Source organism: Edwardsiella anguillarum ET080813, from assembly GCF_000264765.2.
GTDB lineage: Bacteria > Pseudomonadota > Gammaproteobacteria > Enterobacterales > Enterobacteriaceae > Edwardsiella > Edwardsiella anguillarum.
On record NZ_CP006664.1, the window covers coordinates 3,428,036 to 3,444,303 of the forward strand.

General features: G+C 57.5%; 14 protein-coding genes and 1 tRNA gene. 9 read left to right on the plus strand and 6 right to left on the minus strand.

Annotated features, from left to right (window positions below; all coding sequences use genetic code 11):
* Positions 1-11: 11 nt before the first annotated feature.
* Both ETEE_RS15410 and ETEE_RS15415 read right to left on the minus strand, forming a co-directional pair.
* On the minus strand, positions 12-710 hold the full coding sequence (locus ETEE_RS15410; protein WP_034165955.1) for an L-ribulose-5-phosphate 4-epimerase: 699 nt from the start codon (positions 708-710) through the stop codon (positions 12-14).
* Positions 707-2,386 carry a ribulokinase gene (locus tag ETEE_RS15415; protein ID WP_034165954.1) on the minus strand — a complete coding sequence of 560 codons (1,680 nt, stop codon included), beginning with the start codon at positions 2,384-2,386 and terminating at the stop codon, positions 707-709. The genes ETEE_RS15410 and ETEE_RS15415 overlap by 4 nt, the downstream gene beginning before the upstream one ends.
* A gap of 363 nt (positions 2,387-2,749) precedes the next feature.
* On the opposite strand from ETEE_RS15415, the gene ETEE_RS15420 reads away from it, so the two are divergent.
* The 5 genes from ETEE_RS15420 to ETEE_RS15440 all read left to right on the plus strand — a co-directional run bounded on the left by ETEE_RS15420 (position 2,750) and on the right by ETEE_RS15440 (position 8,278).
* Positions 2,750-3,724, plus strand: a complete 975-nt coding sequence (locus ETEE_RS15420; protein WP_174434958.1) for an arabinose ABC transporter substrate-binding protein — start codon at positions 2,750-2,752, stop codon at positions 3,722-3,724.
* A 54-nt stretch (positions 3,725-3,778) separates the two neighbouring features.
* Positions 3,779-5,278 (plus strand): L-arabinose ABC transporter ATP-binding protein AraG, encoded by a 1,500-nt coding sequence (araG, locus tag ETEE_RS15425; RefSeq protein ID WP_034165950.1) that lies wholly within the window; start codon positions 3,779-3,781, stop codon positions 5,276-5,278.
* Positions 5,279-5,300: 22 nt separating this feature from the next.
* Complete coding sequence (gene araH / locus ETEE_RS15430; RefSeq protein ID WP_034165949.1) at positions 5,301-6,302, plus strand: L-arabinose ABC transporter permease AraH; 1,002 nt, start codon at positions 5,301-5,303, stop codon at positions 6,300-6,302.
* Positions 6,303-6,583: 281 nt separating this feature from the next.
* Positions 6,584-7,453, plus strand: coding sequence for an arabinose operon transcriptional regulator AraC (araC, locus tag ETEE_RS15435; RefSeq protein WP_045427030.1), 870 nt, complete (start codon positions 6,584-6,586; stop codon positions 7,451-7,453).
* 66 nt (positions 7,454-7,519) lie between these two features.
* Complete coding sequence (locus ETEE_RS15440) at positions 7,520-8,278, plus strand: alpha/beta fold hydrolase (protein ID WP_034165948.1); 759 nt, start codon at positions 7,520-7,522, stop codon at positions 8,276-8,278.
* A 282-nt stretch (positions 8,279-8,560) separates the two neighbouring features.
* Here ETEE_RS15440 and ETEE_RS15445 read toward each other — a convergent pair.
* Positions 8,561-8,650, minus strand: a tRNA-Ser gene (locus tag ETEE_RS15445).
* A gap of 176 nt (positions 8,651-8,826) precedes the next feature.
* Positions 8,827-9,996 (minus strand): ABC transporter substrate-binding protein, encoded by a 1,170-nt coding sequence (locus ETEE_RS15450; RefSeq protein ID WP_034165165.1) that lies wholly within the window; start codon positions 9,994-9,996, stop codon positions 8,827-8,829.
* A gap of 346 nt (positions 9,997-10,342) precedes the next feature.
* Between ETEE_RS15450 and ETEE_RS15455 the strand changes: the two genes are divergently transcribed.
* Both ETEE_RS15455 and ghrA read left to right on the plus strand, forming a co-directional pair.
* Entirely contained in the window at positions 10,343-11,818 is a 1,476-nt protein-coding gene (locus tag ETEE_RS15455; RefSeq protein ID WP_034165166.1) for a peptide MFS transporter, read from the plus strand.
* Positions 11,819-11,942: 124 nt separating this feature from the next.
* Positions 11,943-12,884, plus strand: coding sequence for a glyoxylate/hydroxypyruvate reductase GhrA (gene ghrA / locus ETEE_RS15460; RefSeq protein WP_034165167.1), 942 nt, complete (start codon positions 11,943-11,945; stop codon positions 12,882-12,884).
* Here ghrA and ETEE_RS15465 read toward each other — a convergent pair.
* Entirely contained in the window at positions 12,878-14,206 is a 1,329-nt protein-coding gene (locus tag ETEE_RS15465) for a GGDEF domain-containing protein (RefSeq protein WP_225865167.1), read from the minus strand. The genes ghrA and ETEE_RS15465 overlap by 7 nt on opposite strands.
* A 248-nt stretch (positions 14,207-14,454) precedes the next feature.
* A complete protein-coding gene (locus ETEE_RS22020; RefSeq protein ID WP_227625189.1) occupies positions 14,455-14,637 on the minus strand; it encodes a hypothetical protein in 183 nt (60 codons plus the stop codon).
* A gap of 185 nt (positions 14,638-14,822) precedes the next feature.
* Between ETEE_RS22020 and ETEE_RS15475 the strand changes: the two genes are divergently transcribed.
* A complete protein-coding gene (locus tag ETEE_RS15475) occupies positions 14,823-15,560 on the plus strand; it encodes a phosphatase (RefSeq protein ID WP_034165169.1) in 738 nt (245 codons plus the stop codon).
* 48 nt (positions 15,561-15,608) lie between these two features.
* Positions 15,609-16,193 (plus strand): TorD/DmsD family molecular chaperone, encoded by a 585-nt coding sequence (locus tag ETEE_RS15480; RefSeq protein WP_034165170.1) that lies wholly within the window; start codon positions 15,609-15,611, stop codon positions 16,191-16,193.
* Positions 16,194-16,268: the final 75 nt, after the last annotated feature.

Genomic DNA, 16,268 nt, shown 5'->3' on the forward strand with positions numbered 1-16,268 from the left:
CCGCGTCGCCATTAGGCGTGAGCCTGACCGTAATAGGCATGTTTGCCATGTTTACGTTGGTAATGTTTACGACGGATGTATGCCGGTAGCTCGGTAACGCCTGGGGCCAGTTGTAGCGTCATCCAGGCCATGCGAGCCACCTCCTCTAACACCACGGCGTTGTGTATGGCCTCGCGGGTATCCCGGCCCCAGCTAAATGGACCGTGTTGGGCAACCAGAATGCCGGGGAGGGTTAGAATAGGTGCCTTATCCAGGGTTTCGATGATCACCTGGCCAGTTTGAGCCTCGTAGTCGGTGGTGACCTCTTGCTCTGTAAGTAGGCGTGAGCAGGGAACCGCGCCGTTAAAGTAGTCGGCTTGGGTGGTACCGAGCAGTGGAATGGCACGCCGTGCCTGCGCCCAGGCTGTGGCGTGTGTCGAGTGGGTGTGGACGATGCCACCCAATTCGGGATAGTGGCGATACAGCGCCAGGTGTGTCGCGCTGTCGGAGGAGGGGCGTAACTTGCCCTCAATCAGCTGGCCGTCTAGATCAAGAACGACCAGATCCTCCGCACGGAGTTGCGTGTAGCTGATGCCGCTGGGCTTGATCACCATCCATTCGCGTTGACGGTCAATGCCACTGACGTTGCCCCAGGTGAATGTCACCAAATGGTGGCGGGGAAGGGCCAGATTAGCCTCTAGTACCGCCTCACGTAGCGCGCGTAGGCTCATGCTAAGGTCTCCTCATCGTGGTAGAGCGGGGCGGTCTTCTGCCCCCAAAGGCGATAGCGTTGATAGAGATGCTGATACTCGGCGACACGTTCGGGACGTGGCTGGTGTAGTCGTTCGATACGGCTGGCCATCTGCCCTTGAGCCGCTGCGACCGTCGGGTAGCAACCGGCGGCGACAGCCGCAAAGATAGCGGCGCCGAGGGCACAACATTGGTCGGAGCCCACGACGCCAATGGGACGGTTCATTACATCAGCACATACCTGCATGATGGTGGGAGACTTGCGGGCAATACCGCCTAGCGCGATGACCTGCTCGACGGCGATCTGCTGTTGGGTGAAACACTCCATGATGCTGCGGGCGCCACAAGCGGTAGCAACGATCAATGCGCCGAACAGGTCGACGGCGTCACTGGCTAAGGTGAGATTACCGATGGTGCCTTGTAAGCGTTGATCGGCATAGGGGGTTCGCCGGCCATTGAACCAGTCGAGCACTAAGGGTAAGTGGCGTAAATTTGGGTCAGCATCCCAGGTCGCGGCTAGCGTCGGCAAGAGGGTGTGTTGCTGTTGTTGGACGGCACTACTCAGCTCTGGGTATTGCACCGCTAGCCGCTCCAGTGGCCAGCTCAGTAAGCGTTGATACCAAGCGTAGATGTCACCGAAGGCTGATTGACCCGCTTCTAGCCCGATTTGCCCCGGTAATACGCTTCCCTCAACCTGCCCACAGATCCCGTTAAGCGTGCGCCCTGCGACGGTGGTTGGATCGGCGATCAAAATGTCGCAGGTGGATGTACCGATGACTTTTACCAAAACGTTAGCGCATGCGCCAGCTCCCACGGCGCCCATATGGCAATCGAAGGCACCGCCAGCGATGACAATGCCAGCATGAAGATGCAGTCGTTCCGCCCACTCGGGAGTCAGGGTGCCAACGGGGTGATCGGCGAGTTGGCTGTGGCGAAACAGTGGTTGGTCGAGTTTTTCAACCAGCAAGGGATCAAGTGCGTGGAGAAAGTCGCTACCAGGCAGGCCACCCCATTCGGGATGCCATAATGATTTATGTCCCGCGGCGCAGCGGCTACGAGTCAGGAGGGCAGGGGCGGTGTTACCACTGAGTATCGCCGGAATCCAGTCACAGAGTTCGACCCAGTTACAGGCGGCTTGGCGTACGGCGTCATCCTGACGTGATATGTGCAAGATCTTGGCCCAGAACCACTCACTGGAGTAGATCCCTCCGACATACTGGCAGTAGTCGGGAAAATGACCGCTATGGCAGAGGTCGGTGATCTCCTCAGCTTCGACGATAGCGGTGTGATCCTTCCACAGAATAAACATCGCATTGGGGTTATCGGCGAACTCGGGACGTAAGGCGAGTACCTGTCCTTGTTCATCGATCGGGGCAGGCGTTGAACCGGTACTGTCGACACCGATGGCGCGGATAGCCGCGCGTTGAGGCGGGGTTAACTGGCTCACGACTTGGACGATGGCCTGCTCCATCGACTCTAGGTAATCGCGAGGATGATGACGGAACTGATTATGTTGCGCCAGGCAGTAATGTCCAGCTTGCCAACGTGGATAATAAGCTACATGTGTAGCCAGTTCAGCACCATCTTGGCAGCGGACGGCGAGCGCACGAACTGAGTCGCTGCCGAAGTCGAGGCCGATGACGATCTCTCCAGACATAGTGAACTCCTGACCAGCAAGGGGGAATAGGCTGGAACTTAGGCGAGTTGGTTACCGAAGGGTTAGGCACGGATCGCTGTAAATATGGATATTGCTGCTATTAGGCGGGCAAAGTGATTTACCTAACAGAATAGTCATATGACTATTCAGCTAAAAATATAGACAAAATAGCTACATTTTTATCACGTGATCTAGCTCGCTATACCGCCGAGAGAAAATGCCTACATATTTAGGACTACAACAGCTAACTGATTTAATTTCATATCTAATCAATAAAATAATTGTCATGGTGATGAAGGCATCACACGGCGGTCACCGTGATATCCGTATGGATAGAACACCCGGAGATAATATATGAACAGAATGGTTAACGGTTTGCTTCTCGCTGCAGGCTTAGCATTGGGTATGGTAAATACTGTCGCGGCGGAGACATTAAAATTGGGCTATCTGGTGAAACAGCCGGAGGAACCATGGTTCCAGACCGAGTGGAAGTTTGCCGATCAGGCCGGTAAGGATCTGGGATTTGAGGTGATCAAGATTGCCGTCCCCGATGGAGAGAAGACGCTGAATGCTATCGACAGTTTGGCCGCTAACGGTGCCAAGGGATTTGTTATTTGTACGCCGGATCCTAAGTTGGGGCCGGCCATTATGGCGAAGGCGCGTAGTTTAGATCTGAAGGTCGTCACCGTGGACGATCAGTTCGTTAATGCCAAGGGACAACCGATGCAGGATGTTCCGTTAGTGATGATGGCGGCTAGTAAAATCGGTGAACGCCAGGGCGAGGAGCTGTATCGGGAGATGCAGCGTCGCCAGTGGGATCCCGCGCATAGTGCGGTATTGGCGATCACGGCGAATGAGTTGGACACCGCTCGGCGTCGAGTCGAAGGATCGCTCTCAGCCTTGAAGGCGGTCGGTTTCCCTGCGACGCAGATTTATAGCGTTCCGACCAAGAGTAATGACATCCCTGGCGCCCTGGATGCCGCGAACTCGATGCTAGTCCAGCACCCAGAAGTGAAGAATTGGCTGATCGTCGGTATGAACGATAACACCGTATTGGGTGGGGTCCGCGCCAGCGAAGGGCAGGGTTTTAAGGCAGAGAATGTGATCGGCATCGGTATCAATGGGGTCGATGCGGTTAATGAACTCTCCAAATCTGGGGCGACAGGCTTTTACGGTTCTTTGCTCCCTAGCCCGGATATCCATGGTTACAAGAGTATTCAGATGCTACATGACTGGGTCGCGAAGGAGACACTACCAGCGATGTTTACTGAGGTGACTGATGTGGTGTTGATCAAACGAGATAACTTCCAAAGCGAGCTACAGAAGAAAGGACTGTAAGCGCGGTCAGCATCCACTGGCAGGCATCGCCTGCCGTTACTGGGGAGTGCGGTTATGGAGCATGCAGTAGCCTATTTACAGTTCTGTGGTATCAGCAAGGCGTTTCCCGGAGTACAAGCTTTGCAAGATATTACGTTCGACTGTCATCAAGGGTCGGTACATGCCCTAATGGGCGAGAATGGGGCGGGTAAGTCGACATTACTGAAAATTCTGAGCGGTTTTCAACGGCCAACCAGTGGAGGGATACGGCTAGGAGGTGAGGAGCATATCTTTCATACGACTCAGGAGGCGTTGGATCACGGTATCGCCATCATCTATCAGGAGCTGCACCTGGTGCCGGAGATGACGGTGGCGGAGAATATCTATCTGGGTCAATTGCCAACCCGGCATGGTGTCATCAATAAGAGCCGCCTTGAGCACGATGCCGCACGCCAGTTAGCGCGTCTCGGTATGGATATCGCACCGCAGACACCGTTGAAATACCTTTCTCTAGGGCAATGGCAGATGGTGGAGATTGCTAAGGCGTTGACGCGTGATGCCAAGGTGATTGCTTTCGATGAGCCGACCAGTAGCCTCTCGACGCGTGAGATCGCACAGCTATTCCGAGTGATCCGCCAATTGCGTGATGAGGGTAAGGTTATCCTCTATGTTTCGCATCGCATGGATGAAATCTTTGATCTCTGCGATGCCATCACAGTATTCAAGGATGGTCGCTATGTTCGTACCTTCCCCACGCTGGCGGGGGTGTCGCGAGATGAGCTGGTTAAGACCATGGTCGGACGTGAGTTAACGGATATTTATGACTATCGTCCACGTCCATTAGGCGAATGGGGACTAGAGGTCAAGGATATTGAGGGGCCGGGAGTGGCGATGCCGCTTTCATTCTCGGTAAGACGCGGTGAGATTCTGGGTATCTTCGGTCTGGTTGGCGCGGGGCGTAGCGAGCTGATGAAGCTGATCTTTGGTGCGGAGAGGCCACGCGCTGGCGAGATCTGTGTGCATGGGGCACCGGTGCGCATCCGTAATCCGATTGATGCTATCGCCAGCGGCATCATGCTTTGTACCGAGGATCGTAAAGCGCTAGGCATTATTCCCATTCACTCGGTACAGGAGAACATTAATATCAGCGCCCGGCGTCGTAAGGCATGGGGCGGATTCTGGGTTAATCGGCGTTGGGAGCGGGAGAATGCGCAACAACGGATCGTGGAGATGCGGGTAAAAACCCCCTCCGCCCAGCAAGCCGTGATGCATCTCTCCGGCGGGAACCAGCAGAAAGTGATCTTGGGGCGTTGGCTATCCGAGGAGATGAAGGTGATCCTGCTGGATGAGCCAACTCGCGGGATCGATGTCGGAGCCAAGAATGAAATCTATCGTGTGATTTACAACCTGGCCGCCGCCGGTATTGCCGTGGTGGTGGTGTCGAGCGAGCTGCCTGAGGTCTTGGGGGTAGCCGATCGTATCCTCGTGATGCGTGATGGTCTGATCGCCGGTACGTTTTCCCATCAGCAGGCGACGGAGGCTGGTGTTCTGACGCTGGCCATGCCGACTCGCTAACTCCAGACGTGAGGAATAAACCATGGATACAAGCAACACGGCCGCCGCCCAGCAGGCTCCTGCGGGCATGGCGCGTTACCGCCGCTCATTAGCACGCATCTGGGATCAGTATGGCATGCTGGTAATCTTTGTGATCCTGTTCTTATTGGCCTGTGGGTTGGTACCTAACTTTGCCAGTTGGATCAATATGAAGGGACTAGGACTCGCCGTATCGATGTCCGGCATGGTGGCCTGTGGTATGTTATTTTGCTTAGCCTCCGGCGAGTTCGACATGTCGGTTGGTTCAGTGGTCGCTTGCTCGGGAGTGAGTTGTGCGGTGGCTATTAATCTCACGGAAAGCATTACCATCGGTATTTTGGCCGGTCTGGCGGTTGGCCTGCTATTCGGTTTGATCAATGGCATTGTCGTTGCGAGGTTTAAGATCAACGCGCTGATCACGACGTTAGCAACCATGCAGATTGCACGCGGTATGGGGTACATTATCTCCGATGGTAAAGCGGTCGGTATCGCTGAAGAGGGCTTCTTCGAGCTGGGAAACTCGGCCTTGTTTGGGATCCCAACACCGATCTGGTTAACCGCTATCAGTTTTGTGTTGTTTGGCTTGTTGCTGAACAAGACGACCTTTGGTCGTAATACCTTGGCGATGGGGGGAAACGAGGAGGCGGCCCGCCTCGCCGGAGTTCATGTGGTACGTACTAAGATTATCATCTTCACCATGACCGGCATGATTGCCGCACTGGCGGGGATCATCCTTGCTTCGCGCATGACTTCAGGTCAGCCGATGACCTCGATCGGCTTTGAGTTGGTGGTGATCTCGGCTTGTGTTCTTGGGGGCGTCTCGATGAAGGGGGGGATCGGTAAGATCTCCTACGTTATTGCCGGGGTATTGATCTTAGGGGTGATGGAGAATGCGATGAATCTCCTCAATATCTCTCCGTTTGCTCAATATGTGGTGCGTGGCGTGATCTTGTTGGCGGCGGTACTCTTCGACCGTTACAAACAAGTACGCAAGGCACGGCTCTAGGCCATTCTACCTCCCTGCTTGCTTGCTTGGTGGCTGAACGCTTATCTAAGATGAGGCTAAGGGGCGAGGGGCGCATCGGTTACGCTCCGTCGCCACCGACTACGCGAAGATGAACGGTGAGTGGCGGGGGCTATCGAATGCCATTGCATTCTGAATGGGGGTTACGCTGTGAGCTGGCACGGGTTTTCGTGCCTTAGCAGGGAGGATGCATAGCGGTAGGGGGGAGGATTCTTACAATAAAGCGCTGTGAATCCGATTTTTTGATGGGGATGTCGACAGTTATGGCGGTAACACCTCACGACAAGCCGCAGCAGCTCAATCCACTGCTACCCGGCTATGACTTCGATATTTTCCTGGTTTCTGGGTTAACGCCTATCGAACAGGGGAGTCCGCTCGACTTTATGATCGACCGCCCTCACGGAATGAAGGGATATATTATCAATCTAACCATCCGTGGTAAGGGGCACATCGTCAGTGGTGAGCAACATTTTGATGTGATGCCGGGTGAGTTACTGCTGTTTCCTCCGGGTATCGCGCATGATTATGGTCGGGCACCAGCTTCACACGACTGGTACCATCGTTGGGTCTACTTTCGCCCTCGAGCCTACTGGATTGATTGGCTAAAATGGCCCTGGATGACGGGGCAGGTTGGGCGACTTAGTCTTGGCCAGGGAGCACTATTGCGTGAGTTTGAAGATCTGTTCATCTCGATAGCAGAAACTCATCAAGCGATAAGGCCGATGTCGGAGCAACTGGCGATGAATCTGTTGGAGCGTCTGCTGATTCGTTGCTACGAGATCTTCTCTCAGGCGGATCGACCGACGCTCGATCTGCGGGTTCAACAGGCATGCCAGTTACTGAACGAGAATCTGGCGGTGGAGATCTCCATTGAGGCGTTGGCCGAGCAGGTCTTTTTGTCATCTTCGCGCTTAGCACATCTATTTCGCCAGCAAGTCGGTGTGAGCATTGTGCGTTGGCGTGAGGATCAGCGCATCACCCGCGCGAAGCTGTTGTTGCAGACGACGCCGCTAACGGTCGCGGTGATTGGTCAACAGGTCGGTTATGATGACCAGCTCTATTTTTCCCGTGTTTTCCGCAAACGAGTCGGGGTCAGCCCAAGCGAATATCGACGTTGTGCTATCCCGCTATAGTGAAGCACTGATATCTATGTGGCGAGGTAGCAAGCGGTATCGTAGAGCTCGAATGAGGAGGAGCTTTTGCTATCATCGTGCTATTCAACAGTTGCGCGCTGCCGGGTACGTTGGCTGATCTTGCCGGGGGAGGGGATACCCGTGGTGTTTATACACGGCCTGGGATGTGCCGCATCGTATGACTATCCTCGCGTGGTTGGCGATCCTCATTTTAGACGCAGAGCCGCTATTCTGATCGACTTGCCCGGCTACGGGTATAGCGACAAGCCGTGGGAGTATGGGTACACCATCAGGGAGCAGGCCCTCGTGGTTAACGAGGTCATTCGGGCTATCGGGTTGCGCGATTATTTCATCTATGGACACAGCATGGGGGGAAGCATTGCCATCGAGAGTGCTGCCGAGGCGGCGGCGGGGGTTCGCGGACTGATCGTCTCTGAGCCGAATTTTCATCCTGGCGGCGGCCTGTTTAGTCAGAAAATCTATGCGAGTACCCAGCAGGATTATATTGTATCGGGGCACTCTGCTTTCGTGGCGAGCGAGGATAGCACCTGGGCGGGCAGCCTCGCGGTCGCCGCGCCGTGGGCGGTTTGGCGCTCGGCGGCTAGCCTGATCGCCGGAAACGCCTGGTTAGCGCTATTCCTGCGAATGATGGGGCCAACCGGGTTGATCTTCGGTGAGGCGTCGCTGCCCGATGCGGATTTTTCACGGCTACAATCCTTAGGGACGACGTGTATTACCGTGGCGCAGTGCGGCCACGCGATGGCCTGGGAGAATCCGGCGGGCTTAGCCGGTGCGCTTAGCGCCTTCTGCGCACGCTATGAGTAAGCAGGATCCGCGGGCGATGAGCTCGCGGAGCTTACCCTCTCCGGAGGACGATGGCGCCGGTGAGTCATCAGACACTGACCGCCTGCTTGATTCGCTAACGAGCGAATACGAGAGGCGACCCCACTCCCGGAGCGAGATGGCGCGACGTTAAAGGTGAGAGCGTGGCCCTCGATGACGCATTCAAGGCGGCGATGTGAAGGCTGAGCGAGAGGGAACGCGGCCGCTAGGTCGGTCATCACGAAAAAGCAAAAAGCCCGGCCATAGGCCGGGCTTTCTAGAATCTGGCGGTGAGGAAGGGATTCGAACCCTTGATACGTTTTCACGTATACACACTTTCCAGGCGTGCTCCTTCAACCACTCGGACACCTCACCAAATTGTTTTCGCTGTTGCGCAGTGCGCTGCGATGGGCGCTAATGTAGGGAAAAGCCGTCGCGGCGTCAATACTCTTTTTTCGTAAAACCAACCGTTTAGCTAAACATTCAACAAATTGGTGAATTACGCCGCATTCGGCGGCGTAATTTGCAGCATCGGCGGCGCCGGAGCTCAGTCAGTGCCCGTAACGTTTTTGCCACTCGGCATCCAGCGCCTCCTGCCACGAGGGGTGCGGTTCGGCCAGCGCGTGGAACAGCGTGGGCGCCTTGCCAAAGGTGCGCCGTTGCTCAGGCGGCAGGCGGGCAACGTCCACAATGGTCGGATCGCCCCAGATTCGGCCGTCGGCCTTACGCGCCTGCGCCTCGGGCGAGAGCAGGAAGTTAATGACCACCTGCGCGGCGTCTTTGGCCGGGGCGTTGAAGGGGATCGCCAGAAAGTGCACGTTGCTCAGGGCGCCGGCCTTAAAGGCATACGCCTGGGTATCGGGCGGCACCTCTCCGGCGGCAATCGCCGCGGGAGCCATGCCGGGGTTGAAGCTGATGGCCAGATCGAGGGCGCCGTCATTGAACAGCTGTAGCTGCTGGGCATCGCTGGTCGGGAATACGCGTCCCTGGCGCCACAGAGAGGGGTGGATCTGATCCAGCCAGGCCCACAGCGGAGCGCTATCGCGGGCAAAGGTCTGTGGATCCACGGGCTGACTCAGCGGCAGCGTCGGATTGAGCTGCATCAGGATACTTTTTAGAAAGCTGCTGCCGTGAAACTGCGGCGGTCGCGGGTAGGTCACCCGGCCAGGATGCTGTCGGGCATATGTCAGCAGGGCCTGAGGATCGGCCGGTGGCGTCGGCAGCGCGGCGGCATCGCGGAGCAGCACCAACTGACCGACGCCCCAGGGCGCCTCATAGCCCTCGGTGGCGACGGTGAAGTCGCTGCGCACCGGCAGCGATAGGTTTACCCAGCGCCAGTTGGGCAATTGTTCGGCGAAGGGGCCATACAGCAGGCCCGCGCGCTTCATCGCAGTAAAGTTTTTTCCGTTGATCCAGAGCAGATCCACGCTGCCGCGCTCAAGGTTGCCGGCGGCTTGCTCCGCCCGAATACGGCCGACGGTTTCGGCGATGTCGCTCACCTTAACCTGCACCAGATTGATGCCGTAGCGTTGCTTAACCTGTTGGGCTGCCCAGCCCAGGTAGTCATTGACCTGTGGGCTGCCGCCCCAGGCGTTGAAGTAGACGGTCTCACCGCGCGCGCGCTGCAGGTGGGTGTCCCAGGGCGTAGCGGCGGCATGGGTGTTGAGGGTTAACGCCAGGCACAGCGCCGCGGCGCCGCGGAGCAGGGAGGAGAGTCGCATGGATCGCCTTATCGAAGGTAGGTGAAGGCGCCATTGTAATCGCTGGCGGAGGCGGCGCCTAGCGGGGAGGAGCAATGGCGGGCGGCAGGCGCAGGGGGCCATGCCTATTCCGAATTAAACAGCACAAAGTATGGGTAAAAGTGAATAGTTACGCTTATAAATTGCTTAAATAATAGCTAAACAGGTAATTAATTAAGATTAAGGCTGGTCTTTTGGTCGTTTATCCCGCTAAATGTGAATGCGGCCTACACAAACGGTATGGAACAACAACAAAGGCCGACCGGCACAACACCGGGAAGTTCTCAGGATGAGTCGTAACCAGCCCTTTCGTTCAAGGAGAAAAGCGGTGAGCGCTTCAACCACCCCCTCTCACCCAGGTGCCGTCCCATCGGGAACCGGCGCTCTGTTTTTTATTCAAACGTTTGCCACGCTCGGCTTTGCCGTGCTCTATTCCACCCTGGTGCTGTATGCCACGAAACGTCTCGGATTCAGCGAGACGCAGGCTAACGCCATGATGGGGATCTTTGGCGCCTTTAACTATGGCCTGCACCTGTTCGGCGGCTATTTGGGCGGGCGCTGTCTCAGTAACCGTAACCTGTTTGTGCTGGGGATGGTGCTGCAGGTGATCGGCTGTTATCTGATTGCCGAGATGGGCGTGACCGGCCTGTATTGGGGGCTGGCGATGTTTCTGACCGGCAGCGGGCTGAACGTGACCTGTATCAATATGATGCTGACCCAGCGTTTTGCGCCGGACGATAATCGACGGGAAAGTGCGTTTTTATGGAACTATGCCGGGATGAACCTGGGCTTCTTCATCGGTTTTTCCGTGGCGGGGTATTTCCAGCTGACGGAAAACTATCGGGCGCTGTTCCTGTTTGCCACGTTGGGCAATGCGGTGGCGATCGTGGTGACCTTGTCCCGCTGGCGTATTCTGGCCGACATCAATACGCCGCTGCGTCAGATCCGCGGCCGTGCCTTTTATCGGCGAATGCTGGTGGGACTGCTGATCCTGGTGGCGCTGGTGCCGGTGCTGCGTATCCTGCTGACTCACGCTGATTTCAGCAGTAACTTTGTGATCCTGCTGGGGATCCTGGTTTTCGTGCTGCTGTGCGCGATGACGGCGCGTCACCGCCAGGCGGATGAGCGTCGCCGCATGGTGGCCTACCTGATCCTGGCGCTGGGATCGCTGGTCTTCTGGTCGCTGTATCAGCTGGCGCCGATGGGGCTAATGCTGTTCTCTGAGCACAACATCGATCTGAACGTCTATGGCTGGCGGGTCGCGCCCCAGTGGATCCAGAATATCAATACGCTGGTGATCGTCATCGGCGGTCCGCTGATGGCCTGGCTGTTTAAGTATCTGCGCGGTATCGGCCTGCGCATCGATATCCCCTCCCAGTTTGCCGCCTCGCTGTTTTGCATGGGGCTGGGCATGCTGGTGCTGCCGCTGGGGATTTCGCTGGCCGGTGCCGATGGGCTGGTCGCGTTTAAATGGATCGCCATCAGCTATCTGCTGCAAAGCCTGGGCGAGCTGCTGATCTCGCCGATCGGCTATGCCATGATAGGCAAGCTGGCTCCCGCCCGTCTGCAAGGAATGATGATGGGGTGCTGGATGATGGTGACCGGGGTCGCCTCCGTGCTGGCGGGCTATGTCTCCGGGCTGATGCCGCAAAACAGCGGCAATACGCCGCTGGAAACCAACCCGGGCTACAGCGCGGTGTTTAATGCGTTGGGATGGGGCTCTATCGCCACCGGGGTGATCCTGGTGCTGCTGGTGCCGTTGCTGCGTCGGCTGATTGCCTACAGCAAGAGGTCAACGGCCTGAGCGATAGGCAATAATGGCGCTTGACGTTGACAGACGGCGGAGATCCTGACAAAAGGGTATTCGCCGTTTTTTTATCCGCGGGGAAAACGGCGGAGAGCGTCGTCAACACGATCAGGAGGCCGTCATGGAGATCATCTACTACCATCCTTTTTTCACTGCTCAGACCTGGCTTGACGGTATGCGCCAGCGTCTTCCGCAGGCCCATATCCGTCAGTGGCAGCCGGGCGATGATAAGCCCGCCGACTATGCGCTGGTCTGGCAACCCCCCTATGAGATGCTGGCCCAGCGCCAGGGACTGCGGGCCATATTTGCCCTTGGCGCCGGCGTGGATGCCATTCTGGCCCAGGCGCGCGCACACCCCGGCATTTTGCCGGCGGGGGTGCCGCTGGTGCGCCTGGAGGACACCGGCATGGCTCAGCAGATGGAGGAGTACGCCGTCGCAGCGGTGATGCGTTATTTCCGCCGCTTTGATGAGTATGAGCTGCAACAGCGTCAGGGGATCTGGCGTTATCTGGCGCCCCATGAGGCCAGCGCGTTTACCGTGGGGGTGCTCGGCGCCGGCGTCCTGGGGGGGAGAGTGGCGCGTCGCCTGGCCTCCTTTGGTGTGCCGGTGCGCTGCTGGAGCCGCACGGTGAAGGACTATCCGCAGGTGCAAAGCTTTTACGGCAGCGAGCAGTTGCCCGCCTTTTTGCAGGGGCTGCAGCTGCTGATCAACCTGCTGCCGAACACGCCGCAGACCGAGGGCATGCTGAATCAGCGCCTGTTTGCCCAGATGAATGCCGGCGCCTATATCATCAATCTGGCCCGCGGGGTGCATCTGGATCAGGATGCGCTGCTGGCGGCGCTGGGGAACGGTCAGGTGGCGGCGGCGACGCTGGATGTCTTCGCTCAGGAGCCGCTGGCGGCGGATCACCCGTTCTGGCAGCATCCGCGGGTGACCATAACGCCGCATATCGCGGCGATCACCCTGCCACAGGTGGCGATGGACTATATCGCCGACAATATTCATGCGATCGAGGCAGGGCGGCGCCCAGAAGGGGTGGTCGACGTCGCGCGCGGCTACTGATCCGCCTGCGCCGGCGCAGGGGAGGAGGGCGTGCCCTCCGTGCGCCGGGGCGGCAGGGTAACGCAGTGTTTTCCCCGGTGCTTGCTGATATACAGCCGATTGTCCGCCAGGGTCTTTAGCACCAGCAGCTCGCTGGCCTCGTCGCTGTCGCTGGCCCCGATGCTAAGGCGTGCGCCGTAGCGTTCGGCCTCGGCCAATAGCGCACGGCAGCACTGCGTCAGCGTGTCGATGTCCGGCACGCGTTTTTTATCGAGCAGAGCGGCAAACTCATCGCCGCCGATGCGGTAAAAGCGCCAGCCCTCCTGACGGCGGGCAAAGGCCGCCGCCAACTGGGCCAGCAGGCGATCCCCCTCATCCTGTCCCTGCTCATCGTTTACCTGGCCAAAGGCATCCAGATCCAGCAGCAGCAGGTAAAAGGGCTGCTGCTGATAGAGGCGCTGGGCGATGTCATAATCATACTTGCGCCGGTTATACAGCTTGGTCAGCGGATCGCGCAGCAGCGCCTTTTTGTCTAGCTCGACGCGCCGCTTGACGGCGTCATTAAAAAAGAGACCGTTTTGCCGCGACGGCGTTTTACCGGAGAGAAACTCCTCGCGCTCGCGCTCGATTTCACGCTTGATTTTTTTATAAAAGTAGCTCAGAAAAAAGATAGCGCAGCCAAATGACAGAATAAAATAGAGCAGGTTAAATCCAATCAGCTTTAACAGATAGATGACGGGGATATAGCCCACCAGCGTTGCCTTTTTCCCGTTAAGCAATTCGTTCTGCTGGATTACCTTTATTTCCAATGGTCTGTTACGCCACAGATTTTCACCGCGGATGCTGTCCGGCAGCAGCTGTGGCGCATTGGCTGAGCGGGCGATGAGTTTATTGTCGTCGTCAAACAGATAAAGATAAATCGGGGTGGTGGCGCTGTGTTGATCTAATACCTTTTCCAGACCATAAATATCCAGAAGGAATACCATGACCTTGCCGTCACCGGTGGTATATTTCAGATAGGGCAGCACGGTTTCGCCCCGATCCAGATGGCCATACCATTGACGCTGCTGGTGTCCGCGCATCTGCGCAATCAGCCGCTGCTTCTTGTCGTCAGAGAGCCAGTCATGGGCGCTGTCATCCAGCAATCGTAGGTGCTCGCCATCCAGCAGATAGACGCTGTTACCCCAGTGCAAATCGCGGGCGACGGCAAACAGATCGGGGATCTGGCTGCCTTTTTTAGAGACATATTCAATAATTTTACTGCGTCGTTGGATATTGCGGTTGTCGTTGTCCAGCTGACTTTTTGAAATACCATTGACAATGGCAGAGGTTACCAGACGCATATTCTGCCATTCGCGCGCGCTGCTATAAATAACCAAGGCGCCGGAGCTGATAAATAAAATAACAAACAGACCGGCTACGGCTCTGCGTAAAGTCCTTTCCAGAACCATCCCACGCTCCTGATAAAGACAGTAATCCTGGCGAGCCGCCTAGGGCAACGGGCGGCGACCAATAGGACTATTTCAAGAGGCGCATGGTAAAGCAAAAATCATACAGTGACAATTTTTTCAATAAGCGGTTAGGGATGGCATTATATCGTGATTAATGTAATGGATTGGATGCTAACGTCTATCCTGCCTATCCTGCCTATCCTGCCTATCCTGCCTATCCTGCCTATCCTGCCTATCCTGCCTATCCTGCCTATCCTGCCTATCCTGCCTATCCTGCCTATCCTGCCTATCCTGCCTATCCTGGCTAGGCGGAGATTGGTCACGGCGCGTTTAGCATTACGCCGGGACACCCCGCGCGGCGGTGGCTGAACCTGTGCGGGATCTTTGTTAGAGTATTATCCTGTCTCGCCGCCGAACAGGGCGTCGATGCCACGACCCGTTACGAAACGCCGCCGAGGGGGCGCCGCCGAGGCGGCCCGACGCAGATTCCAGGAGAGGTGAGAGGTTTATGTATTCTGTCGATTTACATATGCATACCGTGGCCAGTACCCATGCCTACAGCACGCTGCATGACTATATCGCTCAGGCGGCCGCGCGCGGCCTGCGCCTGTTTGCGATTACCGATCATGGCCCCGATATGGCCGATGCCCCGCACCCCTGGCACTTTATGAATATGCGCGTCTGGCCGCGGACGGTAAACGGCGTTGGCATACTGCGCGGGATCGAGGCGAACATCAAGAACCGCCAGGGCGATATCGACTGCCATGGGCGGATGCTGGTTGAGATGGACGTGGTCATTGCCGGCTTTCATGAGCCGGTGCTGGCGCCGGTCGATCGCGCGTTTCATACCGAGGCGCTGCTGGCGACGATCGCCCGCGGCGAGGCGGATATTATTTCGCACCCCGGCAATCCCAAGTATCCGCTGGATATTCCCGCGGTGGCCCGCGCTGCCGCCGAGCATGGCGTGGCGCTGGAGCTGAATAACTCCTCGTTTAGCCACTCGCGCGCGGGCAGCGCCGATAACTGCCGGGCGATCGCGGCGGCGGTGCGCGATGCCGGCGGCTGGCTCTCCCTGGGCTCGGATGCCCATATCGCGTTTGATATGGGGAACTTTAGCCACTGTATCCGGGTGCTGAATGAGGTAAACTTCCCGCCGGAGCGGGTGCTGAATGCCTCACCGCGGCGTGTGCTGAACTTTTTGCAGCGGCGGGGCAGACCGGCGATCCCTGAATTTGCCGATTGGTAATGCGCATTAGTGACAATGTCACTTTTGCGCTATTGGTCAGGAACGGATATGAACGATTTTTCTATAGTGTGTCGCCTGCTAGGCTCTCTGTTTGCCCGACAGCCTCAGGATCCCCTGCTGGATCCGCTGTTTACCCTGCTACAGAATAACCAGCTGCAGCAGTACTGGCCGCTGGAGCAGGATGCCCTGCTGGCGCGCTTGCAGGCCGGCGCAGGCGATCGCGGCGCGCTGGCGCAGGATTACCAGGGGCTGTTCGCCGCCGAAGGGGCGGTGGCGACCCAGCGCAGCGCCTACGTGGCGGATGCTGAGGAGTCGCAGGTGCGCGACTTTCTGCTGCAGCGTGGTATGCCGCTGGGGGCCGGGGCGGCGGATAGCTTTGGCCAGCTGCTGCTGGCGGCCTCGTGGCTGGAGGATCAGGGGCAGCGTGACGAGGTGTTGGCCCAGGCCAGCCTGTTCGATGTGTATTTGATGCCGTGGGCCGCCCAGTTCCTGGGCAAGGTCGAGGCCCATGCGCGCACGCCGTTTTACCGTACGCTGGCGGAGCTGACTCGTGAGGCGCTGCAGGCGCTGCGCGACGATCTGGCTGAGGACGAAGAGGGAACGGCGAGCGACGCGGACGGCGGCGCTGCCTGACGGGGGCCTCGATATCCCCCGGCGTCACCGGGGCGAGTGAAAAAAAACGGCGCCGCAGGGCGCCGTTTTATCGCA